Genomic DNA, 23,282 nt, shown 5'->3' on the forward strand with positions numbered 1-23,282 from the left:
TAATGTCTGAACCGGCACCGCTTCCGTCCATGACGGACAAACTGCCACAGCCCAAACTGGTTGTGCTGGCAATTTCGATTGTTGCAGTCGCACTCTCCTTGTTCCAGATGTATGGCGCAGGGATCGAGCCGCTTGGTTTGTTCTACCAACGCAGCATCCATCTTGCCTTCGTCATGTTCCTGGCCTTCCTGATGTTCCCGGTTTTCGGCAGCAACAAGAAGCGCGGCGTACTTGGATGGGCGATTGATCTTGCCTTTCTGGCCGGTGCCTTCACCACAGGCTTCTATCTTTCCTTCTATCTCGACGAAATCATCAACCGCGCCGGTTTCTGGAGCAGCTCGGACCTGATCATTGGCGTGATCGCCACCATCACGGTCCTCGAAGCAAGCCGCCGCGCTGTTGGTCTTGGCATGACGATCATCGGGATTGTCGCCATCGTCTATGCCCTGTCGGGTCCGCGCGGGGCGCTGCCGTGGCTTGGCGAATGGCTGCCCGGCATCCTGTCCCATCGCGGTGCGGATATTGATCGTCTTGTCGGTCAGCTCTATCTCGGTCAGGAAGGCATCTATGGCCTGCCGATGGGGGTTGCGGCGACCTATATCTTCATGTTCGTTCTGTTCGGTGCCTTCCTTGAAGTCACCGGTGCGGGCAAATTCTTTATCGATATGGCCTATGCCGCGACCGGCAAAAAGGCCGGTGGCCCGGCAAAGGCTGCTGTTCTGGCATCGGCCGGCATGGGATCGATCAGCGGATCGGCAATTGCCAACGTGGTCACCACCGGTGCCTTTACCATTCCGCTGATGAAGCGCCTTGGCTATCGCCCGGCACAGGCCGGCGGTGTCGAAGCCGCGGCATCCACAGGCGGTCAGATTACCCCGCCGCTGATGGGTGCGGGTGCGTTCCTGATTTCCGAATATACCCAGGTGCCCTATCTCGATATCGTCATGATCTCGATCTTCCCGGCGATCCTGTATCTTGGCACCGTCTATCTGTTCGTGCACATCGTTGCCCTGAAAAACGGCATGCGCGGTATGCCGGCATCCGAACTGCCTGACTGGCGCCAGGTCCTTAAGGAAGGCTGGCAGTTCATTCTGCCGCTGGGCATCCTGATTTATCTGCTCGTGCTCAATATCTCGCCGATGCGGGTGGGCTTCTGGGCCATTCTGTCGGTCATGGCGGTTGCCGCCCTGCGCTATGTGCTGTGGTACTTCTTTGTCGCTCCGCAAAACGGGGTAAAGCCAAGTCACGATGGCCTGAAACAGGCGATCAAAAAAGGCATCGCAATCACCATTGCCGCTCTTGAACTCGGCGCCAAAAACGCCGTCGCCGTTTCGATGGCCTGTGCGGTTGCCGGCATCATTGTCGGGGTTGTTGGTCTGACCGGTCTTGGCCTGAAATTCTCCTCGATGATGATCGCGTTTTCGGGCGGCAACATCGTTCTGGCACTGGTTCTGGTTCTGATTGCCAGCCTGATCCTCGGCATGGGCCTGCCGGTAACGGCGTCCTATATCGTTCTGATCGTTCTGGTTGGCCCGGCACTTTCGAACGAGTTCGGCATTCCGCTGCTGATCGCCCATCTCGTGGTCTTCTGGTATTCGCAGGACAGTAACGTCACACCGCCCATTGCGCTGGCCGGGTTTGCGGGGGCGGCGATTGCCAATGCCAATCCCATGGAAACCAGTATCCAGGCATGGAAATTCGCCAAGGGTCTCTATCTGATCCCGGCCTTCATGGTCTTCAATCCGGAAATCATCGAAGGCGGCTCGATCCAGATCGTTCTGTGGACCGGCTTTACCGCCATCCTGTGTCTGGTGGCCTTTGCCGCGGCCCTTGAAGGATACCTGTTCGATCATATGGATGTCATTTCACGCATCCTGATCGTTCCGGCCACCGTCGGTGTCTTCTATCCCGATCTCAAGGCCGAGATTGCCGGCACCGTCGTGCTTCTGATCGTCCTTGGCCTGAACTGGTGGAAAGGCAAAAAGAACGGCCCGACACCAAGCGTCGCGGCCAGCTGATCCGGCCTGATCCAAAACACTATAGAAAAGCCCGCAACATCTTGTTGCGGGCTTTTCTTTTGGCATATCCACCCTACCCGACCGGGCAGTAGACCCGGGCAGATTGAATCGATACAGTAATACTCATACAAATAAATCGGTTCCTGAACGCCCCTGTAACTCCGGACACCCGCCTTCCATGCAGTTCATCCTTCTGCTGCGCCAGGCCCCAAGGCAGCTTACCTTTGGCGCATTGCACAGTTTCGGCTCATCTTTCGGTCAGACCTTTCTGGTGGCCCTTTTCGTTCCGTTTATTTCGGCCAGTCTTGGCCTGAACGAAACCGAATTTGCCAATATCTATGCCGGGATCACGATTGGCAGTGCACTGTGTCTGCCGGTTGTCGGGCGCTGGATCGACAAGGTCGATATCCTTTCCTACAGCCTTGCGACCATGGCGCTGCTTGCACTTGGCTGTGTGATGATCTCGCTTGCCGGTAATGTCTGGATGCTGATTGCCGCCCTGTTTGTCCTGCGTCTCGCCGGTCAGGGCTTGATGACCCATGTCAGCATGACCGGCATCGCGCGATATTTCACCAAACATCGCGGTCGGGCGCTTGCGGTTGCCAGTTTCGGCTTTCCCCTGGCCGAGGCCATCCTGCCTGCCACTCTGCTTGCCCTGATTGCGGCTTTTGGCTGGCGCTATACCTATGCCGGGTCGGCGGTATTTATCATCATTGTTCTGGTGCCCATCGCCTTTTTGCTGATCCGCCGCGATCAGAAATTCCGCGCGGTTCCGACCCGCAGTCCTAAAACTGCTGCAAAACAGGCATCCGACTCCAACGGCCCGACGGATACCACCACCGACAGCATGCCCGACCAGTCATCGCCAACTGACCCCGAACATCCCCGGCTGTTCAGATCGCTTTATGTCTGGTTCTGCATGCCGATGCTCGCCGCACCGCCATTGATCATGACCGCCCTGTTTTTCCATCAGGGTGCCATTTCCACCCACAAGGGCATTGAACTTGGCTGGTTTGCTGCGGGCTTTACCGTTTTTGCCGTGACATCGGTGCTGGGCGCTTTTGGCAGTGGTCCGCTGATTGACAAACATTCCGCACGCCGTCTGTTTCCATGGCATCTGATCCCGATGATGGCCGGCATCATTGTTCTGGCAATCAGTCACCAGCCCTTTGTCATTCTGATTTATATGGGGCTTGTCGGCATCACGGTCGGCTTTGCCACCACCCTGCGCACCGCCATCATTCCCGAACTGGTGCCGCTTGATGAAATCGGGGCTGTGCGCAGCACGCTTACCGCCGTGATGGTTCTGGCCTCGGCCATGGGACCGGCGATCTATGGCTGGATGTTTGCCGCCGATATTTCAATCGAAGTGATGCTGACAGCCACCCTGATAGCGATGGCCGTGATCAGTGTGCTGTCATGGCTGTCCGAACGTCCGGGCTTCTACGTGCCGCCGGGCATCAGCCCACAGGATTCGCATTGATGAAAAAAATCCGATGTGACGGTCGGTGCGTTTGGCATCGTAATCGGCACCATAATCGGGATTGTATTTGATGCCACATTCAGCACCGCATTTGACGCCATGTTGAACGCGGCGGGCTACCAGGTCGGTCGGCATCACAAGGATCGCCCATAGCCAGATGTCCCGGCTGCTGATGCCACATGCGCTGCCAGCACGGCTTTGGCACCGTGTTTACCCGTACTGCGCTTGCCGGTACCACGATTCTAGGATCTCAACGCCTGATCCCACATTTACCGGCATCGCGATCTTGATCCCGCGACTTCTCATACCCGGGCCCGCAATCCCAAACCTGTGATCCCGAGCCTGTGATCCCGAGCCTGTGATCCCGAGCCTTTGATCCCGAGACTTTGATACCAAAACTTTCGATACTGAGGCTCCGGTACCGAGATCCTGCTACAGCACCCCCTGATCCCGCGCCCCTGACACCATAAAACGACCGATGCTGACGGCCCGGACCACGCCAACCAGACCAAAACCGGTCCCGAAATCGGGCAATATCGTTTGATCATCGCCATTTCGCACGGTCGGGCACAAATCGGTCGGATGCCGTTCGGCCAAAAAAATGGCCCGGATCACAAAGGTGACCGGGCCAGTCGGGAAAACAGCGTCAAATAGGGAGGAAGACGCTAGATAGAAATCGGTAGTCCAACAAACGGGAGCACCTCTTGGGGAGGAAACTCAATCGGCGCTCGACCGTTTGTATCTCGTCAGATTAGGCAGCACCGCCAACGGTACCAGCCGGATGCTTGATGTCGGATGCCTTGTCCGAACCTTTGAACAGGTTGCGGAAGAAGGAACCTACGAACTCAGCGCGCAGCTGCTGACCTTTACGTACACCTGCTTCGATTTCGGTGGTGGAGATGTAACGGGTGGTGATTTCTTCGTAAGTGGCCATCTTGACCTCCTAAATATTTCGTTCGTTGCGACGCCGTGTCGCTCTCGATGAACTCAATCTAATTTTCTTTACCGGGAAAGAGAATTAGCTCAATATGCACATTACTTGTGAATGATCGTCATAAATAGGAAGTCCGAGATATGGATCGTGCCGCGGAAATGGAAATTTTTGTCCATGCAGTTGAAGAAGGCAGCTTCTCAGCAGCAGCAAGGACAATGCGTCTGTCACCATCAGCCGTGTCGAAATACATTTCCCGTCTGGAAGACCGGCTGGGCGCACGTCTGTTGATGCGCACCACCCGTCAGCTCAGCCTGACCGAGGAAGGCCGGGCCTTTTATGAACGGGCGCGCACCATCCTTAATGAAATCGAAGAAGCCGAAGAAGTCGTTACCCAGCTTTATGCCGCCCCGCGCGGCACACTTCGCATTAACGCATCGGTGGCCTTTACCAAGATGCAGGTGGTCCCCCTGATCCCGGAATTTCTGGCCCGCTATCCCGATGTGCGGATCGAGCTGACCCTTGATGACAAATTCACCGATCTGGTCAACGATGGCTATGATCTGGCCATTCGCCTGTCCGCGCTGGAAGATTCATCCCTGATTGCGCGCAAATATGCGGTCAACCGCCGCATGATTGTTGCCAGCCCGGAATATCTCGAAAAGAACGGTATCCCGCGCAAACCCCAGGATCTCGAAAACCATAACTGTCTGCATCTGTCATCGCGCGAAAGCTTCAATGACTGGCACTTCGAAACCCCTGACGGTCACGTGGCCTTCCGCGCACAGGGATCATTTTCGGCCAATGACGGTGACGTGCTCCACGAAGCAGTCCTTGCCGGGCTTGGCATGGCGCGTCTGGCCGAATATCTGGTTCACGAAGATATCCGGGCCGGTCGCCTGACGCCGGTTCTGACCGAATATGTGCATGATCAGGCATGGATTTCCGCGGTGTATCCGCACAAACGTCACCTGTCGCCCAAGGTCCGCGCCTTTGTCGATTTCCTTGCTGAAAAATTCACCCCGGTCCCGCCGTGGGAGCTTGGCTATCGCGATGCCCGTTCGGTGCGACGCAGCCCGGATGCCTCAGACAGCACCGCCGACAACCGCCCGACCGAATCCGCTGATCAGTAACCGCAATGCACATGTCGGGGATATCCCCCTAAAACGACAGCGCCTTCTGATAGGTGCCAAAGTCGAACCGGAACTGATATTCCGAAGATGCGCTCAGATCATCAAGAATGCGGCTTTCGCCTGTGCGCGCAAAGCCGCATTTTTCATAGAACCGATGCCCGGCTTCAAACCGTGTATCGGTCCATAGCATCACGGTCGTGCAATCGGGATGGCTCTGCCCCAGCCACGCCAGCGCCTTGGCCATCAGTTTTTGCGCCATGCCCCGACCACGGGTGTCACGATGCAGATAGACCTTGTGAAGTTCGGCTTCTTTTGCCTGCGCGTCATATTTGATCCCGAAACAGCCAAAAACCCGGTTGTCGGGATCAACCGCAACCCAGATACGCCCGTCCGACGCTTTGAAATCATCGGCAATCGCATCAAGTTCCGGGAATTCACGCGCACGGTCATAGACACAGCCGGGATATTCCGCAAACACCCCAGCGATCAGGGCGCCAATCGCATCACCGTCACTGTTAAAGGCCGGGCGAATCGTCAAATCGCTGGCGGTTGATTGTCCGCCTTGCGGCTTTGCGACATCGCGCCCCATCAGCCCAGAACCACGCCCTTGGCCAGCTTGTCATAACCGCGCAGCACCGCATCGGTATCCATCGCCGCCTTGCCCGGGCGCTGAATACGGGTCGGGCGCAGGGCCCCGCTGCCACAGCCGATGGTAAGCGCATCATCAAGGATCTCACCCACCGGGCCGGACTGGTCCGTCACCTCGGCGGCCTGCACCTTGATCCGTTCCTTGCCCAGTTCGAAATAAGCCCCCGGCCACGGGGTAAAGGCACGGATTTTCCGTTCCAGACTTGCCGCATCATCGGCAAAATCAAGCTTGGCCTCGGCACGTTCGAGTTTCGCGGCATAGGTCACGCCCTCTTCGGGCTGTTTGGTGGCAACAAGCTCACCTTTCGGAAGCTTTTCAAGCGCCTCGACAATCATTTCCCCGCCAAGGGCGGCCAGATCATCATGCAGCGCATTGGCATAGGTTTCGCGCGTGATCGGGATATCGCGGATCAGCAACATGTCGCCAGTATCAAGCCCGACATCCATCTGCATGATGGTGACACCGGTGGCATCATCGCCCGCCAGAATAGCCCGCTGGATCGGGGCCGCTCCGCGCCAGCGCGGCAACAGGGACGCATGGATGTTCAGGCACCCGTATTTCGGCGCATCCAGAATGGCCTTGGGCAGGATCAGCCCATAGGCCGCCACCACCGCCACATCAAGATCAAGATCGGCAAAGGCCTGCTTTTCCGCGTCCGACTTCAGCGATACGGGATGGCGGACTTCAATACCCTGATCCGCCGCCCAGGCATGTACCGGGCTTGGCGTTTCCTTGTGCCCGCGCCCGGCCGGGCGCGGCGGCTGTGAATAGACACAAACAACATCATGCCCCGCCGCCACCAGATCCTTAAGCGCCACAAGGGCAAAGTCCGGGGTTCCCATAAAGGCAATGCGCAGCTTGGTCATATCGTCACGTCCATTCATCAAAGGATCAGGCATTCATCACAAGATCGGGGCAAGACCGTTGGTCTTTGTACTTCCAAGCCGGCAATTTGGCGCTATCTTGGCAAAATGACAAGCCAAGCCTTACCCGAACCGCACAAATACCCGGTCAATCATATCTGGCATGCTGACTGGAGCATCTCGGCCACAGCCCGCTGGGTCGCCAAGGCCCGCCGGGTCACTGGTGGCTGGCAGATATATGCGATCGAACCGGTCGGGATGTTAAACCAGTTTCTCGGCACCCTTGCCGATCACGGGCACAACAATACCCTTTGGCTTGGCCTTGATATGCCCGTCGGCTTTGCCGATTACTGGTATGATGGCGCGAATATTCAAAACTTCAAATCCATATTAAAAAACGGATTGACCGGCTCCCTTGAATATTTCTCAACGGTCTGCGAGCGCCCGGATCAAATCACCTATCATCGCCCGTTTTATCCCAGATCATCCGGGCCAAAGGGCAGTGTCAAACGCGACCATCTTGTCACCGCCCTTGGCCTTTCGCGATTTGATGACCTGCATCGGCGCTGCGAACGCGCCACCAATGATCGTGCTGCCGCCTGCCCGTCCTTCTGGACCCTTGGCGCCAATCAGGTCGGCAAGGGGATGCTCCATGGTCTTGAACATCTGATCATTCCCGGTGCGCATCTTGGTTTCAATATCTGGCCGTTTGACGGTGATCTTGCCAACTGTTGCCAGCATCCCGGCGTCACCCTGATGGAAACCTATCCTGCTGAAGTTTATGGTTGGCTTGGCATTAGTGAGTTAACTAAATCAAATCAGAAAAGCCGGGCAAAGGCCGTTGAATTTCTGATCGAACATGCGGCACGTAACGCGGTTGAAATCACCCCGGCGGTCAAGGCCGATTGTCAATCGGGCTTTGGCCCGGATCAGGGCAAAGATGATGCCTTTGACGCGCTGGTCGGTGTTTTGGGACTGATCCAAATTGCCGATGGCAAACGCCCCGAATATCTGCCAGATGAGCCGAGCATTCGCGAACGCGAAGGCTGGATCATGGGTCTTGATCCGGCCGATATCAAAAGGCCAAAACCATAACCCGCCCAAAATAAAAGGGCCGGAAAACCGGCCCCTTGTCACAGCATATCGCGATCCGTTCAGGCAGACTTTTTCGTCTTCTGAAGCTTCTGGACCTTTTTGATCATCATGTTGCGTTTAAGCGCGCTCAGATAGTCGGTGAACAGAACACCATCAAGATGATCGATCTCATGCTGGATACAGGTCGCGAGCAGGCCATCCGCCTCGATCTCGTGTTCCTTGCCATTTTCGTCAAGGTAACGCACGCCGACCTCGGCCGGGCGTTCGACATCGGCATATTGTTCGGGGATCGAAAGACAGCCTTCCTGATAAACCGATGTATCTTCCGATTCCCAGATGATTTCCGGGTTGATCAGTTTCATCGGTTCGGGCTTGTCCTTGTCATCGGAAACATCCATGACGACAACGCGCTTCATCACCCCGATCTGCGGCGCCGCAAGGCCGATGCCCGGGGCTGCGTACATGGTTTCAAGCATGTCATCAAGAAGGTCTCTGATCTCATCATTCACCTCGGTGACCGGTTCGCACTCCTTCTTGAGGCGCGGGTCTGGAACGATAAGAATTTCACGCAAGGCCATGGGTCTTTGATCCGGTTTCGAACTTGATTCTGGTCTGTATAATAGCGAATTTCGCGCTTCGAGATAAGGTTTCCCGTCCCCCAAGTCAAGAAAGCTGCGCCAAATTGACCGGGTAACAGCCATGCTTCGCGCCGCATGGCCGCATGATTACGTCTTACTTTTCCTCTGGCTTGGTATCGGGTTTGTCGTCCGGTCCGGCCAGAAGTTCCATTTTCGTGATGTCACGCACATGGGTTTCCGACGGTGCCGGTTCCTCGATCATGCGGTCATCGGCAACGATATGCTTTTCCTTAAGCTTGCGTGCCGATACCAGAACCGATCCCTCAAGCGTGCCAAGCGTCTTGTTGTAATTCTTGACCGTACTTTCAAGCGACTTGCCCATGGAACTGAAATTCTTGGCCAGTGTGCCCAGACGATCAAACAATTGCTGGCCGATCTCGCTGATATCGCGCGCACTTTCGGCCAATGCTTCCTGACGCCAGCCATATGCCACCGCCTTAAGCAACCCAAGAAGCGTCGTCGGCGTTGCCAGGATCACCCCGTCGCGGAAACTGTCCTCGATCAGGCGCGGGTCACGTTCAAGTGCGGCCGAGAAAAAGCTTTCACCCGGAAGGAACAGCACCACGAATTCGGGGCTGTCCACCGACTTCCAATAAGATTTTTTCGAAAGCTCCGTGATCACCTTGCGCACATTGCCGACATAGGTCGCAAGCAATGCCTCGCGGCGTTCATCGTCATATTTCTCGTCAATTGCTTCCAAATAGGCCGAAGTCGGGGCCTTGGCATCGACCACGATGTTTTTCCCGCCCGGCAGGTGAATGACCATATCGGGTTTCTGGATACCTTCGTCGGTATTGAAATGAACCTGCTCGTCAAAGTCACAATGTTTGAGCATCCCGGCAAGCTCGACAATGCGCTTGAGCTGCAATTCGCCCCACTTGCCCGATACCGATGAACTGGACCGAAGGGCGGAACTCAGTGTCTGGGTCTCTTTTGAAAGCTTGGTCTGCGATTGCACAAGGGTCCCGACCTGTTCGCGCAACTCGCCATAGGCCTCCTTGCGGCTTTTTTCAAGCTCGTTAACCTTGTTGTCAAAAGCCTCAAGCCGTTCTTTGATGGGCTTTACAAGGCCATCAATTGCCTGTTGGCGTTTTTCAAGATCGCCCTTGGCACCTTCCTGAAGGCGCGAAAAGTTTTCACGCGCCAGCTTGAGAAACTCGTCATTATTCATCTTGAGCGCATCTGACGACAGCGCCTTGAAACTATCAAGCAGCTTGGTCTTGGCATCTTCAAGCATCGCAAGCTTTTCGGCCGCCGCCTCGCGCTCTTTCTCAAGGGCGGTTTCAAGCTCCGATCCCTTTTCGCGCCACTGATCAAGGGCGGTGCGCAGCTCCTTCATCTCGGCCTCAAGGATCGGCACCCGGTTGGCCGTGGTTTCGGCAATGGCACGTTTTTCCGATACCTCGGCCAATTTGTCGCGCGTGATTGCCAACTCGCCTGCAAGATCGCGCCGGGTTGCTTCGGTCTGTTCAAGCTGGGATGACAGCAATGCGGTGCGCGACTCTGTCTCGGCATCTGCGGCATCCTTGATGCGTTTGATCATCATCGCGCAAAAAACCAGTGCCAGAACCGACGCGCCAAACGCGCCCGCGGCCAAAGAAATCGGATCCATTGTCCCACCATTCAATTATCGTGTGGATTCTTTGTATCTGTTTTGTTCCATCAAATCCAGAACCGAACAAAACCGGTTTTGACCGTCCGTGATCAAATTTTGTCAAAGCCATTGCTGGCGTGAAACCGAATTTCGACTATATATCAACAAGATATTCAGAAACCAATCACGCCACCCACCAAACCTGTTTGTCTTCACAGCCCCGGTCTGCACCAGATTGCCGGTTCATCAAAGCCGAATTTAAGCAGGCAATCCGCCAGTTTGGGCAGTCCTAAAGTTGTATTCCCTGAATATCTTCTGCGCACTAGCATAGGGCGCAAGCGACAGGATCATATTGTTTGTCCGTTTTGCGCACTGCACCGAACGGACCCGGCAATACAGAATCTCTGAACCGCACCGAAATACCGCATCGGCACGGACGCCGTTTCCGACACACCGGAAAACAATGGCTGCTACCTGATGCATCAGAGACCACAGGAAACGAACAAGAGGCCACATATGTCTGCGAACGTTTATCCCGTACCCGGCGACATCGCAAAGAACGCCCTGATCGACAAGGCAAAATACGATGCCATGTATAAACAGTCGGTCGAGGACCCGGATGGCTTCTGGGGCGAACATGGCAAACGCATTGACTGGATCAAGCCATACACCAAAGTCAAAAATGTCAGCTATGACGCCAAGGACCTCTATATCAAATGGTACGAAGACGGCACCCTGAACGTCTCGGCCAACTGCCTGGATCGCCATCTTGAAAAACGCGGTGATCAGACCGCCATCATCTTCGAAGGCGATGATCCCAATGTTTCCGAACACATCACCTATCGTGATCTGTATGAACGCACCTGCCGTTTTGCCAATGCGCTGAAATCGATGGGTGTTGGCAAGGGTGATCGCGTTGTCATCTATCTGCCGATGATCCCCGAGGCCGCTGTCTCCATGCTGGCTTGTGCGCGAATCGGTGCGATCCATTCCATCGTCTTTGGCGGTTTCTCGCCCGAAGCACTGGCCGGTCGCGTCGAAGATTGCGGCGCCAAGGTCGTGATCACCTCGGACGAAGGTCTGCGTGGTGGCCGTGCGGTTCCGCTTAAACGCAATGCTGACGAAGCCCTTTCACATCCCGGTGTCAAATCGGTCGAGAAAATGGTCGTCGTCAAACGCACCGGCAAGGATGTCGCATGGAACGACACCCGCGACGTCTGGTATCACGAAGTTTGCGCAGCGGCCTCGACCGATTGCCCGCCGACCGAAGTCAATGCCGAAGACCCGCTGTTTGTTCTGTATACCTCGGGTTCGACCGGCAAGCCGAAGGGCGTTCTGCACACCTCGGGCGGTTACCTTGTCTATGCATCGATGACCCATCAGTATGTCTTTGATTATCACGAAGGCGATATTTACTGGTGTACGGCCGATGTGGGCTGGGTCACCGGTCACAGCTATATCGTCTATGGGCCGCTGGCCAATGGCGCGACCACGCTGATGTTCGAAGGTGTGCCAAGCTATCCGGATGCTTCGCGCTTCTGGCAGGTCTGTGAAAAGCACAAGGTCAATATCTTCTATACCGCACCGACCGCGATCCGTGCCCTGATGCGCGAAGGCGTCGACTGGGTCAACAAGGCCGATCTGTCGAGCTTGCGCATCCTTGGTTCGGTGGGTGAACCGATCAACCCCGAAGCCTGGGAATGGTATCACGAGCATGTCGGCAAACGGAATTGCCCGATTGTCGATACCTGGTGGCAGACCGAAACCGGCGGCATCCTGATCACCCCGCTTCCCGGTGCAACCGATTTGAAACCGGGTTCGGCAACGCTTCCGTTCTTTGGTGTTCAGCCCGCCCTTCTTGATAACGAGGGCAAGGAACTGACCGGTGCCACCGATGGCAACCTTGTCATCAAGGACAGCTGGCCGGGTCAGATGCGCACGGTCTATGGCGACCATGAACGCTTTATCCAGACCTATTTCAGCACCTTTGACAAGGTCTACACCACCGGTGACGGCGCCCGTCGCGACGATGATGGCTATTACTGGATCACGGGCCGCGTTGATGACGTCATCAACGTATCGGGTCACCGTATGGGCACGGCCGAAGTCGAAAGCGCACTTGTCGCCCACGCCAAGGTTGCCGAGGCCGCCGTAGTCGGCGTTCCGCACGACATCAAGGGTCAGGGCATCTATGCCTATGTGACGCTCAATGCCGGCGAAGAACCGACCGAGGAGCTTCGTCTTGAACTGGTCAAATGGGTCCGCAAGGAAATCGGCCCGATCGCCAGCCCCGACTTCATCCAGTGGTCGCCGGGTCTGCCGAAAACCCGTTCGGGCAAAATCATGCGCCGTATCCTGCGCAAGATTGCCGCCAACGAATATGACCAGCTTGGTGATACCTCGACCCTGGCCGATCCGGGCGTGGTCGACGATCTGATCGAAAACCGTCAGAACCGTTAATCGTCACCTGCGACTATCTTTGATTGGCATCTTGCTGATCACGACATCAAACCCGCCGGGTAACCGGCGGGTTTTTTCGTGTGTCCCGAAACCGGCATGGCCCGATGCGTGCCCTGTGGTTGTGCAAAAACTTAAATTGGTATAGGTACAGCCTGCTGCGACGCAGCAACGAACAGGATGGTTTGGGGACCCCTGTCGCCGCACGGATCGGCTGACGGGAAAAGATGACCGTCCTGATAACTTCCTGCCAGGACGGGGGACAGCCTTGATCGTCCGGGCATACGGATACGGAGACTTTCTGTGAATAGCGATTTTCTTCCGCGTTTGCGGGCTGAGTGGCTTGGCAACATTCGCGGTGATGTGCTTTCGGGCCTTGTGGTGGCACTCGCCCTCATCCCGGAAGCCATTGCCTTTTCGATCATTGCCGGTGTTGATCCCAAGGTCGGGCTTTATGCCTCCTTCTCGATTGCCGTAATCACCGCGATCTTTGGCGGACGTCCGGGCATGATTTCGGCGGCAACGGCCGCAACGGCTGTTCTGATGGGGTCACTGGTTCGTGAACACGGGCTGGATTATCTGCTGGCCGCCACCATTCTGGCTGGCGTGATCCAGATGCTGGCAGGCGCGCTCAAACTCGGCAATCTGATGCGCTTTGTCTCCAAATCCGTGATGACCGGCTTTGTGAATGCGCTGGCGATCCTGATCTTTATGGCGCAGTTGCCCGAACTGATCGGGGTTTCGAACATGACCTATGTGATGGTGGCCGGTGGTCTTGCCATCATCTATCTGTTCCCGCGCATCACCAAAATCATCCCGTCCCCGCTGATTTGCATCATCGTTCTGACCGGTATTTCGCTGTTTATCGATGCCGATCTGCGCACGGTTGGCGATATGGGTGCCCTTCCTGATGCCTTCCCGGCAATCTATCTGCCCGATGTGCCGCTGAACCTTGATACCTTCCTGATCATCCTGCCCTATTCGGCGGCGGTCGCGGCTGTGGGTCTGCTTGAAAGTCTCATGACCGCCCAGATCGTTGATGATCTGACCGACACCACATCGAACCGGACCCGTGAATGCTATGGTCAGGGGATCGCCAACTTCTTTACCGGCTTTATCGGTGGCATGGCCGGTTGTGCGATGATTGGCCAGTCGGTGATCAACGTGAAATCCGGCGGCCGTTGCCGTCTGTCGACCTTCCTTGCCGGTATCTTCCTTTTGATCCTGATCGTCGTACTGGGGGATCTGGTGGCGATCATTCCGATGGCGGCCCTTGTTGCCATCATGATCATGGTGTCGATCGGGACATTCAGCTGGTCGTCGATCAAGAACCTGCGCGAACATCCGCGCAGCTCGTCGATCGTGATGCTGGCCACCGTGATCACGGTTGTCGGATCACACAATCTGGCGATTGGTGTTCTGGTCGGGGTGTTGCTGTCGGGCATTTTCTTTGCCTGGAAGATCGCGCAGATTTTCCGTGTCACCAGCACCCTTTCGGCTGACAACACGCACCGTACCTATGAAGTACGCGGTCAGATCTTCTTTGCCTCGGTCGAAGATTTCACCAAGGCATTCGATTTCCGCGAAGCCCTTGATAAGGTGACGATTGATGTCAGCCACGCGCATATCTGGGACATTTCAAGTGTTGCAGCCCTTGATATGGTCGTGCTCAAATTCCGTCGTGAAGGGGCCGAAGTCGAATTGATCGGTCTCAATGAAGCCAGCGAGACAATCGTCGATAAACTGGCCATCCACGACAAGCCCGGCGCACTTGAACGCCTGATGGGCCATTAAGGCCACCGCAAAAGGGAAAAGGAAACGATCAATGACCCATCTGATCGCACTGATTGACGGTTCAGGCTATTCGCAAAGTGTATGTGACCTTACCCGCTGGGTGGCGGAACGCACAGATGCATCCATTGACCTGATGCATGTTCTGGGCCGTCGTTCGGTCGGCTCCGAACCAGCCGATCTGAGCGGCAATTTGAAACTCGGTGCACGCACCGCACTTCTCAAGGAACTGGCTGACCTTGACGAGCAGAAAAACAAGCTCGAACTCAAACGCGGTCGCCTGCTGCTTGAAGAAGCCAAGACCGGTCTCGAAGATGCCGGTCTTGCCAATGTCGGCACCAAACTGCGCCACGGGGATCTGATCGAAAGCATCGCCGAGTTCGAAAATGACGCCGATCTGATCGTGGTTGGCAAACGCGGCGAAGCCGCCGACTTTGCCAAAATGCATCTGGGATCGAACCTTGAACGGGTTGTCCGTGCGGCCAAAAAGCCGGTTCTGGTCGCATCACGCGCTTTCAAGCCGATCAACAAATTCCTGATCGCCTTTGATGGCGGCGAAAGTGTCATGAAGGCCGTGCGTCACATCGCAAGTGGCAAGCTGTTCACCGGGCTTCCCTGTGTTTTGCTTTCGGTTGGCAAACCGACCGACACCATGCAGGAAAAACTTGATGAAGCCGCCGCCATCCTGCGCAAGGCGGGATATAGCGTCGATGCCGGTTTTGCATCAGGCGAGCCCGAAGACGTGATCAAGGACAAGATCGAAACCGACAAGATCGATCTTTTGGTCATGGGGGCCTATGGCCATTCACGCATTCGCAACCTGATCATTGGCAGCACCACCACCGAAATGGTGCGCTCCTGCCAGGTGCCGGTGATGATGTTCCGCTGATAAGCGTCACCGCTCGCACGACCCAAAATCTTGATGCCCCTGTCTGATTGCTGACAGGGGCATTTATTTTATCAACATGGTGTCCTAAATCGCGTTTCAGGACGCCAAACCCTGCAAATGCGCGCTTTCCTGACCTTCAAGTCATCGACATGAAAGGTCTGCCACCATGCGCTTTGCGTTATGCACCGTTTTCATTCTTCCCCTGCTGATCGCAATATCGTCTGCCGCATTTGCCAGCGATGTCGGATTTGCCAAATTTTCCCTTGTTGCCAACGGACCCGATCAACGCGACCTGTCTGGCGTGATCTGGTATCCGTCACGCGATGACACGCCAGAAGAAACAATCGCCGAAAACATCGTATTCCATGGTGAGAAGGCACGCCCGGGCGCAACACCGCTGCCCGGATCCTATCCACTGGTTGTTCTGTCTCACGGTTTTGGCGGCAACTGGCGCAATCAGGCATGGCTGGCCACCGAACTTGTGCGCAACGGCCGAATTGTCGCCGCCCTCAATCACCCGGGCACCACCAGCAAGGACCTGCAAGCCCTCGACGGGCGGATGCTTTGGAAACGCCCACAGGACATCGCGCAGTTAATCACCTATCTCACCGGTCATTCCGACTGGTCGGCCTTGCTCAGGACAAATGATATTGCTGTTATCGGGCATTCACTGGGGGCCTGGACGGCACTTGCAATTGCCGGTGCGCGCACCGATGCCAGTCGGATGCTGGCCGATTGCCGTGACCATGCCGATCTTGCCGCATGTGATGTGGTTGCCGATTTCGCCATCGGTCACAGCAAAACCGATCAACAGCTCCTCGCACAATCTCTTCGTATTGCCAATGTCTCGCGGGTCGTCAGCCTTGATCTCGGGCTGGCGCGCGGCTTTACCCCCGAAAGCCTGTCAAAAATAGACATTCCGGTTCTTCTGATCGCAGCAGGAAGCCCGAACCCCGGTATTCCCCATGCCATCGAAACCGGCTATTTGCGGCCATATCTTAATGCCGCCTCGACCGAGTTTCATCTGATCGAACAGGCCGCACATTTCAGCTTCATGCCACGGTGCAAACCGGGCGCGGCCCGCTTGCTCGACGACGAAGTTCCCGGTGACGGGGTGGTTTGCCGCGACGGGGATGGCACCCCGGATGACACGCGCCAAATCATCCATCACCAAACCGCAAGGCTGATCATCGACTTCCTGGGTCGCACGTACTAACCACCCAGAAGCCAGGAATTCCTGCCCTCAATCACGGCACGGCCCAATCATCAGACAAATAAAAAGCCCGGCAATTTCCTGCCGGGCTTTTGTCATACCATTTCGATATCCGGCCTAGCGCAGGATGAAACGCCCCAGATTGGAATTGATCTGGCGTTCCAGTTCGCGGTCCAGATCCATCAAAAGGGCGGCTGTCGCGTCGTAAATCGCCTGTTCGCGTTCGGCAACCGACATCGATTCCGAAAGCGTGCGTGACCGCGATGCCATCGCCTGGACTTCGCCTTTCTGCACACCATTGGCATCCATCAGCTCAAGCTTGGCTGCGACCTTGAGTTCGATCTTGTCGGACTGGTCATCGGTAAACACGCCTTTGATGCCTTTGGTGGTCTTGAGCGCATTTGACGTGATTGATGCTTCGGTCACCGAATAGCGCAGCATATCGCTGGTGCCTGCGGTCTGAAGACGGTCATCGGGCCAGTTCATCGCCATTTTGCCAAGGCTGAATGGCAGATCCGACGCAATCGATCCGTCTTCGGTATTGCTCCAGGCGGCAACTTTTTCAATCGGGCCTGCGGCAAATACGATCGGCGTAAGATGGCGCCATGTCACATCGGGGTAATTTGCCACCGGTGCGCTGGTGCAGGCTGCCATCAGGGCAAGTGCCGCACCCGCAACCACGGTACGCAGACCATTGATGGACAATAGCTTCATGACTTCAAACTCCCTTGCCTCTGACTTCGATGCCTAAATGAACCTGTTGGGCGGCCATATAAAAAAACGCCACCACAAGCTTTATAGCCATGGTGACGTTGCATGATGATTAAGGCAAGGCTATGACGCGCCCGATACCTGTTATTTCACATGATGGCATGTGTTGGGCATCTGATCCGTCAGGCAGACGGGCTGTCTTCTGCCGTGCTGTCTTCTGCCTTGGCGCTTGCAGTGGCATCGTCGGCCTTAAGGGCGCGCAAGTCATCCTCGTCAAAGCCATAACGCGTATTGCAGAACTGGCAAGAAACACCAACCTCGCCGGTATCTTCCTCGCGCATCGACAGAAGTTCCTCAAGCGGATAGGTAACCAGCGCCCCTTCGATCTTTTCGCGCGAACAACGGCATTTGAACCGAAGATCGGACTGCTCATAAACGCGCGGTTCCTCGTCATGGAACAGACGCCAGATCAGGTCATGGGCCGACAGCGAAATATCCACAAGCTCGTTCTCGGTCGCACTCGCCATCAGGATGGTCGAACGGTTCCAGTCTTCAGATACCTTTTCGGCCTCTTCCGGGGTGGCGGCATCGCCCGATGCACTGACCGGCATTTTCTGCAAGAACAGACCCCCAACCCACCAGTCGGCATCGGTTTCACCCCGATGCACTTCAAGCTTGAAGGCGGTTTCAAGCTGCTCGGACTGGCGGAAATAGGCTTCTGCACATTTGGCAAGGGTCTCGCCCTCAAGCGATACAATCCCCTGATAGCGTTCATGTTCATCGCCCTGATCGACGGTAAAGGCAATATGCCCGCGTCCCATCAGTTTAAGAACCTGCCCGCGCAGGGCTTCCTCGCCGCCGTCTTCCTCGGCAATCATCGCCTTAAGGCGTTCTTCATCAACCCGAAGACAGGCACGCACATTGCCGTCACTGTCAACATCGACCACCATCATGCTGATCGGCCCGTCCGAACTGGTCTGAAGGGTAAAAAGCCCCTCATATTTCAGCGACGACGACAGCAATACCGCAAGCCCGATGATCTCGCCCAGCAGATGATTGGCAAGCGGCGGGTATTTGTGCTGACCGATAATGGTCTGCACCGTCGGTCCAAGGCGCGTAAAGCGGCCGCGAATATTGGAATGATCCAGCGTGAATGGCTGGCAAAAATCGACAGCGATCTGCATGTTCGGCTTCCGCGTGGTTAGGTGTTTGGGGCCGTATAACAAGACAAGCCCCCGATTGTCGAGGCGCGTTAACACAACGCTTTACCCGACCTCTGACAGCATAACAAAGGGCGGCCAAAGCCGCCCTTCAAATTCGATCTGCCTTATTTAGGCGCAAGGATCAGGATGGCAAGCCGTTAAAGCAGTATAACAGAACCCCTTTTTGCGCATGCAGGCGGTTCTCTGCCTCGTCAAACACCACCGATTGCGGCCCGTCAATCACCTCGTCGGTGACTTCCTCGTTGCGGTGTGCCGGCAGGCAATGCATGAAGATCGCATCATCCTTGGCCTGGGCCATGGTTTTGGCATTGATCTGATAGGGCGCCAGGGCCGCCATGCGGGCATCGTAATCTTCATCCCCCATCGAGACCCAGCAATCGGTCACGACCACATCGGCCCCTTCAAGCGCACTGTCCATATCGGTCAGACGGACCTGGCCGCCCTGCGCATTGGCATTTTCAATCAGGCCCTGATTGGGGCGATAGCCAACCGGGCAGGCCATATCAAGCGCAAAGCCGAATTTCGGCGCGGCATGGATGAACGATGTCGATACATTGTTGCCATCGCCAACCCAGGCAAATTTAAGGCCTTCAAGCTTGCCCTTGTGTTCCTTGATGGTCATCAGGTCTGCCATGATCTGACACGGGTGGCTCTGATCGGTCAGGCCATTGATCACCGGAACCGTGGCATATTGCGCCAGTTCAAGCAGCTTGGACTCATCGGTGGTCCGGATCATGATCGCATCGACAAAACGCGACAGAACACGTGCGGTATCGGCAATGGTTTCCCCGCGGCCAAGCTGGCTGCTTTCGGCATCAAGGATCACCACATCACCGCCAAGCTGGCGCATGCCGACTTCAAACGAAACACGGGTCCGGGTCGACGGTTTTTCAAAAATCAGCGCCAGCGTCTTGCCCGCAAGCGGCTTGACGCCAAACGGGGCATTGCCGGCTTTTTCGGAATCGCCAAGGGCGAGAATATCTTTCAGTGTTCCCGACGGCAGTTTGTCGAGATCAAGAAAATGACGAATATCAGTCATGGTTAGTCTTCCTTCCTGCGCCCTTATTTCGCCAGGGCTGCGGCCGCTGCTTCAATGGCAGCAAGCGCTTCGTCAACATGGGTTTTGGTGATGTTGAGTGGCGGCAACAGACGCACCACATTATCGCCGGCCGGAACTGTCAGAACATTGAGCTCGCGCAGCTTGGCAACAACATCGACATTGGTCGGGACCGTTTTCATCCCCAACAACAGACCCATGCCACGGATTTCCGCGATAAAGCCCGGATGTTTCCGGGAAATGGCCGCAAGGCCGTCGCGGATCAATTGGCTCATGTCCAGAACATGGTCCATGAAGCCGGGTTTCAAAACTTCGTCCAGCACGGCATTGGCCGCCGCCATGGCAAGCGGATTGCCGCCAAAGGTCGTGCCATGCATACCGGCCGGAAGGGCCGCGGCCGCCTTTTCGCTCGCCAGCAACGCCCCGACCGGGAAACCACCGCCAAGGCCCTTGGCCGAGGAAATGATATCGGGGATCATGTCCGACCATTCATAGGCAAAAAGCTTGCCCGTCCGGCCAACGCCGGTCTGAACTTCGTCAAACATCACCAGCATGCCGAACTCGTCAGCCGCCTTGCGTACACCTTCAAGATAGCCTTCCGGCGCACGGCAAATGCCGCCTTCGCCCTGGATCGGCTCCAGAAGGATCCCGCCGGTATTGGGCGTGATCGCGTTGCGCAATTCATTAAGATTGCCATAGGCAACCCGGTCAAAGCCGTCGGGCATCGGCCCGAAACCTTCGCGGTACTTGTCGCTGTAACCAGCCGTCAGCGTACCAAGGGTACGGCCATGAAACGCATTGGTCGCAGCCAGAATACGGTTCTTTTCCGGATGTCCCGACACATGCTGATAGCGGCGCAGCATCTTGATGCCTGCCTCGTTGGCCTCGGCCCCGGAGTTACAGAAAAACACCGTATCGGCAAAGGTATTGGCCACCAGACGTTCCGCCAGCTTTTCCTGCCCCGGAATACGATACAGGTTCGACGTATGCCAGACCTTGCCGATCTGCTCGGTCAGCTTGGCAACAAGATGCGGATGCGAATGGCCAAGGGTATTGACCGCAATACCCGACCCGAAATCAAGGAATCGTCGGCCGTCCTGCGCATAGAGATAAGGTCCTTCACCTTTCTCAAAGGCCAGATCGGCCCGCGCATAGGTCGGCATGACGGGAGTAATCACTTCTTTATTCCTCAATTAGGGTAAAAATCGGTTTGTTGACCAGTTGGTCAACTCCGGCAGAATACCGGGAAGCCGGGGAGTATCAAGAGATTCCTTGACCCTGTCAACGCCGCAAAACCCCTTAGAAGCGGGGGCCATCCATTTGCCCGTTCGTTTGTTTGCCAATGCGGTGCGAAATGAAAAAGGACAGCATCCGCTTCCGGAGGCTGTCCCTTTGAAGAAATTTTGCGTTTCCGCGGCGTTTGGCAGATCTTTATGCCTTGAGCTTGTAGCCGCTTTTGATCATGCGATAGCACAACAACCACAACACCGCATTGACCGCCGCAAGGACAATCACACCGGTCATGATCGTGCCATCCGACATGCCCGTAAAGCCATAGCGGAACCCGTCAATCATGTAGAAGAACGGGTTGAAATGCACCAGAATCTGGCCCGCTTCGGGCAGGTTTTCGGCACTGTAAAACGTGCCTGACAGGAACGATAACGGGGTAACGACAAAGTTGGTCACAACCGCGATATGGTCAAATTTCTCGGCCCAGACACCACCGGCAATGCCCAGCAGCGACAGCATCAGCGATGCGGAAATCCCGAAATACAGGATCGCCCAAAGATTATGGATGCTGACATCGACAAAGAATGCCATGGCAATGGCGGTTGCCAAACCAACCACAATCCCGCGGGTCACCGCGCCAAACGCGAAACCGGCAACCATTTCACCGGCCGATAACGGCGGCATCAGCACATCAACGATATTGCCCTGAACCTTCGAGATCATGATCGAACTCGACGTATTGGCAAATGCGTTCTGTGCCATGGTCATCATGATTAGACCCGGCGCAAGGAAGGTGGCAAACGGAATGCCATTGACGGTTTCGACCGCACGACCAAGTGCAAGCAGAAAGACCGCCAAAAACAGCAGACTGGTAATAACCGGCGCACCAACAGTTTGCAGATGAACATTCAGGAACCGGCGGACTTCTTTGGCATAAAGTGTCCAAAGACCAAGCCAGTTGACCGCGCCCATCTGACGTGGGGCTAACTCTTTCATGAAGTTTCCTTCGGAAAAATGCAGACAATTGCGCGTAAAATAGGGAGAGTGGGGGCATCCTTGCAAGGGTGCGTATTCATTCATTTTGTCTGATATGGTCAATAAACAGCATCAAAGCCCGGAAACACTGGCCTCTGACGGCGCATCGCCGTCTGGCGGAAACGCGCGCTTTACCGGAAATAATGGCAAAAATGCCAAAGACAAAAGACGCGAACCCAAACGTCCACGCCGGGTCACCCGTGACTATTTGATGAATTATGCCACCTGGTATCTAGAACGCTTTGCCGCATCGCGCGCCCGGCTTGAAAAGCTGATGCGTGGTAAAATCCGTCTTTCGGTTGCCGAATATGGCACCGACCCCGAAGAAGCCGTGCAATGGATGAACTCGGTTCTGGCTGCCTGTGAAAAGGCCGGTTTCATCAATGATGATGCCTATGCGCGCGGTCGTGCCAGATCGCTACTGCGCAAGGGCAAGGCCATGCGCGTCATTGCCGCTGATTTATCAGCACGCGGCATTGCATCCGATCAGATTGATGATGCCATCCGCGATCTTCGCGCCGAGGCCGATCAGGCCGCCTATGAAGAAGTGCGGGGCACGGACCCCAATATTGCCGCCGCCGCCGCCTATGCCAGACGTCGGCGCCTTGGCCCCTGGCGCCGTCCCGATATCCGCGAGGAAAAGCGCGAAAAGGACATGGCCGCCCTGGCCCGGCAGGGTTTTGGCTATGACACCGCCACCCGCATCATCAATAGCGACCTTGATGAGCTTAATGATCTGCTTTCAATGATCGACGGCATTTGATCGCTCCAAAATTTGATCGCACTGGCAAAGCTGTTTATGACTGGCTCAAACGCCTCCTAAAACATCATGATACGGAGAACCCACAAATGATGGTCCGCATCTATCACAATCCGCGCTGTTCGAAATCGCGCCAGACCCTTGCCCTGATCGAGGAAAAGGGCATCACGCCAGATGTGATTGCCTATCTCGACACCCCGCCAACCCCACAGGAACTTGCCGGCATTCTTGATATGCTGGGCATGAAACCCGAAGACATCCTGCGCAAGAAAGAGGCAAAGGAAGAAGGCATCGCCGATCTGCACGGGGAAGAGCTGATCGAAGCCCTTTGCGCCCATCCACGCGCCATCGAACGTCCGATCGTGGTCAATGGCAACAAGGCCGCACTGGGCCGCCCGCCGGAAAGCGTGCTGGAAATTCTGTAAGACCGCAGCACCGCGGCAAAATTCCGTAATTTCAAACGCCTGTGCCACATCGGCACGGGCGTTTTTCGTAATTAATAAAAGTCCAAT

20 protein-coding genes are annotated in these 23,282 nt (G+C 55.9%); 10 read left to right on the forward strand and 10 right to left on the reverse strand.

Annotated elements, in window-relative coordinates; translation table 11 throughout:
- The first annotated feature begins 2 nt into the window (after positions 1-2).
- Together M9H61_RS12880 and M9H61_RS12885 are read left to right on the forward strand one after the other, a co-directional pair.
- Entirely contained in the window at positions 3-2,018 is a 2,016-nt protein-coding gene (locus tag M9H61_RS12880) for a TRAP transporter permease (protein ID WP_101246913.1), read from the forward strand.
- A 178-nt stretch (positions 2,019-2,196) separates the two neighbouring features.
- Positions 2,197-3,501, forward strand: a complete 1,305-nt coding sequence (locus tag M9H61_RS12885; RefSeq protein WP_250280849.1) for an MFS transporter — start codon at positions 2,197-2,199, stop codon at positions 3,499-3,501.
- 751 nt (positions 3,502-4,252) lie between these two features.
- On the opposite strand, the gene M9H61_RS12890 is transcribed toward M9H61_RS12885, so the two are convergent.
- A complete protein-coding gene (locus tag M9H61_RS12890) occupies positions 4,253-4,435 on the reverse strand; it encodes a hypothetical protein (protein ID WP_101246910.1) in 183 nt (60 codons plus the stop codon).
- A gap of 140 nt (positions 4,436-4,575) precedes the next feature.
- On the opposite strand from M9H61_RS12890, the gene M9H61_RS12895 reads away from it, so the two are divergent.
- The gene (locus M9H61_RS12895) at positions 4,576-5,565 is read left to right on the forward strand and encodes a LysR family transcriptional regulator (RefSeq protein ID WP_114112277.1); all 990 of its coding nucleotides are present in this window, start codon (positions 4,576-4,578) and stop codon (positions 5,563-5,565) included.
- Between the two features lie 28 nt (positions 5,566-5,593).
- Here M9H61_RS12895 and M9H61_RS12900 read toward each other — a convergent pair whose 3' ends face one another.
- Entirely contained in the window at positions 5,594-6,154 is a 561-nt protein-coding gene (locus M9H61_RS12900; RefSeq protein WP_250280851.1) for a GNAT family N-acetyltransferase, read from the reverse strand.
- Complete coding sequence (gene fmt, locus M9H61_RS12905; protein ID WP_250285050.1) at positions 6,154-7,080, reverse strand: methionyl-tRNA formyltransferase; 927 nt, start codon at positions 7,078-7,080, stop codon at positions 6,154-6,156. Before fmt ends, M9H61_RS12900 begins: the two co-directional genes overlap by 1 nt.
- 105 nt (positions 7,081-7,185) lie before the next feature.
- Between fmt and M9H61_RS12910 the strand changes: the two genes are divergently transcribed.
- The gene (locus tag M9H61_RS12910) at positions 7,186-8,172 is read left to right on the forward strand and encodes a methyltransferase type 12 (RefSeq protein WP_250280853.1); all 987 of its coding nucleotides are present in this window, start codon (positions 7,186-7,188) and stop codon (positions 8,170-8,172) included.
- Between the two features lie 59 nt (positions 8,173-8,231).
- On the opposite strand, the gene def is transcribed toward M9H61_RS12910, so the two are convergent.
- A complete protein-coding gene (def, locus tag M9H61_RS12915; RefSeq protein WP_101246905.1) occupies positions 8,232-8,750 on the reverse strand; it encodes a peptide deformylase in 519 nt (172 codons plus the stop codon).
- Between the two features lie 154 nt (positions 8,751-8,904).
- Entirely contained in the window at positions 8,905-10,422 is a 1,518-nt protein-coding gene (gene rmuC, locus M9H61_RS12920; protein WP_250280856.1) for a DNA recombination protein RmuC, read from the reverse strand.
- A 498-nt stretch (positions 10,423-10,920) separates the two neighbouring features.
- On the opposite strand from rmuC, the gene acs reads away from it, so the two are divergent.
- From acs to M9H61_RS12940, 4 genes are all read left to right on the forward strand, one after another.
- Complete coding sequence (acs, locus tag M9H61_RS12925; RefSeq protein WP_228195032.1) at positions 10,921-12,864, forward strand: acetate--CoA ligase; 1,944 nt, start codon at positions 10,921-10,923, stop codon at positions 12,862-12,864.
- A gap of 300 nt (positions 12,865-13,164) precedes the next feature.
- A complete protein-coding gene (locus M9H61_RS12930) occupies positions 13,165-14,655 on the forward strand; it encodes a SulP family inorganic anion transporter (protein WP_170310196.1) in 1,491 nt (496 codons plus the stop codon).
- Positions 14,656-14,686: 31 nt separating this feature from the next.
- Positions 14,687-15,541 carry a universal stress protein gene (locus M9H61_RS12935; protein WP_101246902.1) on the forward strand — a complete coding sequence of 285 codons (855 nt, stop codon included), beginning with the start codon at positions 14,687-14,689 and terminating at the stop codon, positions 15,539-15,541.
- A gap of 166 nt (positions 15,542-15,707) precedes the next feature.
- Complete coding sequence (locus M9H61_RS12940; RefSeq protein WP_250280858.1) at positions 15,708-16,757, forward strand: alpha/beta fold hydrolase; 1,050 nt, start codon at positions 15,708-15,710, stop codon at positions 16,755-16,757.
- Between the two features lie 114 nt (positions 16,758-16,871).
- Here M9H61_RS12940 and M9H61_RS12945 read toward each other — a convergent pair whose 3' ends face one another.
- The 5 genes from M9H61_RS12945 to M9H61_RS12965 all read right to left on the reverse strand — a co-directional run bounded on the left by M9H61_RS12945 (position 16,872) and on the right by M9H61_RS12965 (position 21,971).
- On the reverse strand, positions 16,872-17,468 hold the full coding sequence (locus M9H61_RS12945; RefSeq protein ID WP_101246900.1) for a hypothetical protein: 597 nt from the start codon (positions 17,466-17,468) through the stop codon (positions 16,872-16,874).
- Between the two features lie 179 nt (positions 17,469-17,647).
- Entirely contained in the window at positions 17,648-18,649 is a 1,002-nt protein-coding gene (locus tag M9H61_RS12950; protein ID WP_250280860.1) for an Hsp33 family molecular chaperone HslO, read from the reverse strand.
- A 160-nt stretch (positions 18,650-18,809) separates the two neighbouring features.
- Positions 18,810-19,727 carry an ornithine carbamoyltransferase gene (gene argF / locus M9H61_RS12955; protein ID WP_101246898.1) on the reverse strand — a complete coding sequence of 306 codons (918 nt, stop codon included), beginning with the start codon at positions 19,725-19,727 and terminating at the stop codon, positions 18,810-18,812.
- A 23-nt stretch (positions 19,728-19,750) separates the two neighbouring features.
- Positions 19,751-20,908, reverse strand: coding sequence for an aspartate aminotransferase family protein (locus M9H61_RS12960; RefSeq protein ID WP_250285052.1), 1,158 nt, complete (start codon positions 20,906-20,908; stop codon positions 19,751-19,753).
- A gap of 268 nt (positions 20,909-21,176) precedes the next feature.
- On the reverse strand, positions 21,177-21,971 hold the full coding sequence (locus M9H61_RS12965; protein WP_101246896.1) for an ABC transporter permease: 795 nt from the start codon (positions 21,969-21,971) through the stop codon (positions 21,177-21,179).
- A gap of 94 nt (positions 21,972-22,065) precedes the next feature.
- On the opposite strand from M9H61_RS12965, the gene M9H61_RS12970 reads away from it, so the two are divergent.
- Positions 22,066-22,773, forward strand: a complete 708-nt coding sequence (locus M9H61_RS12970; protein WP_250280862.1) for a regulatory protein RecX — start codon at positions 22,066-22,068, stop codon at positions 22,771-22,773.
- A gap of 86 nt (positions 22,774-22,859) precedes the next feature.
- On the forward strand, positions 22,860-23,195 hold the full coding sequence (gene arsC, locus M9H61_RS12975) for an arsenate reductase (glutaredoxin) (protein WP_101247049.1): 336 nt from the start codon (positions 22,860-22,862) through the stop codon (positions 23,193-23,195).
- Positions 23,196-23,282 lie beyond the last annotated feature (87 nt).

The organism is Thalassospira sp. GO-4 (assembly GCF_023588965.1).
GTDB lineage: Bacteria > Pseudomonadota > Alphaproteobacteria > Rhodospirillales > Thalassospiraceae > Thalassospira > Thalassospira povalilytica.

Coding starts and splice junctions, on each gene's coding strand:
- M9H61_RS12880 (WP_101246913.1), top strand. CDS start 3: ATGTCTGAACCGGCACCGCTTCCGTCCATGACGGACAAACTGCCACAG.
- M9H61_RS12885 (WP_250280849.1), top strand. CDS start 2,197: ATGCAGTTCATCCTTCTGCTGCGCCAGGCCCCAAGGCAGCTTACCTTT.
- M9H61_RS12890 (WP_101246910.1), bottom strand. CDS start 4,435: ATGGCCACTTACGAAGAAATCACCACCCGTTACATCTCCACCACCGAA.
- M9H61_RS12895 (WP_114112277.1), top strand. CDS start 4,576: ATGGATCGTGCCGCGGAAATGGAAATTTTTGTCCATGCAGTTGAAGAA.
- M9H61_RS12900 (WP_250280851.1), bottom strand. CDS start 6,154: ATGGGGCGCGATGTCGCAAAGCCGCAAGGCGGACAATCAACCGCCAGC.
- fmt (WP_250285050.1), bottom strand. CDS start 7,080: ATGACCAAGCTGCGCATTGCCTTTATGGGAACCCCGGACTTTGCCCTT.
- M9H61_RS12910 (WP_250280853.1), top strand. CDS start 7,186: ATGACAAGCCAAGCCTTACCCGAACCGCACAAATACCCGGTCAATCAT.
- def (WP_101246905.1), bottom strand. CDS start 8,750: ATGGCCTTGCGTGAAATTCTTATCGTTCCAGACCCGCGCCTCAAGAAG.
- rmuC (WP_250280856.1), bottom strand. CDS start 10,422: ATGGATCCGATTTCTTTGGCCGCGGGCGCGTTTGGCGCGTCGGTTCTG.
- acs (WP_228195032.1), top strand. CDS start 10,921: ATGTCTGCGAACGTTTATCCCGTACCCGGCGACATCGCAAAGAACGCC.
- M9H61_RS12935 (WP_101246902.1), top strand. CDS start 14,687: ATGACCCATCTGATCGCACTGATTGACGGTTCAGGCTATTCGCAAAGT.
- M9H61_RS12940 (WP_250280858.1), top strand. CDS start 15,708: ATGCGCTTTGCGTTATGCACCGTTTTCATTCTTCCCCTGCTGATCGCA.
- M9H61_RS12945 (WP_101246900.1), bottom strand. CDS start 17,468: ATGAAGCTATTGTCCATCAATGGTCTGCGTACCGTGGTTGCGGGTGCG.
- M9H61_RS12950 (WP_250280860.1), bottom strand. CDS start 18,649: ATGCAGATCGCTGTCGATTTTTGCCAGCCATTCACGCTGGATCATTCC.
- argF (WP_101246898.1), bottom strand. CDS start 19,727: ATGACTGATATTCGTCATTTTCTTGATCTCGACAAACTGCCGTCGGGA.
- M9H61_RS12960 (WP_250285052.1), bottom strand. CDS start 20,908: ATGCCGACCTATGCGCGGGCCGATCTGGCCTTTGAGAAAGGTGAAGGA.
- M9H61_RS12965 (WP_101246896.1), bottom strand. CDS start 21,971: ATGAAAGAGTTAGCCCCACGTCAGATGGGCGCGGTCAACTGGCTTGGT.
- M9H61_RS12970 (WP_250280862.1), top strand. CDS start 22,066: ATGGTCAATAAACAGCATCAAAGCCCGGAAACACTGGCCTCTGACGGC.
- arsC (WP_101247049.1), top strand. CDS start 22,860: ATGATGGTCCGCATCTATCACAATCCGCGCTGTTCGAAATCGCGCCAG.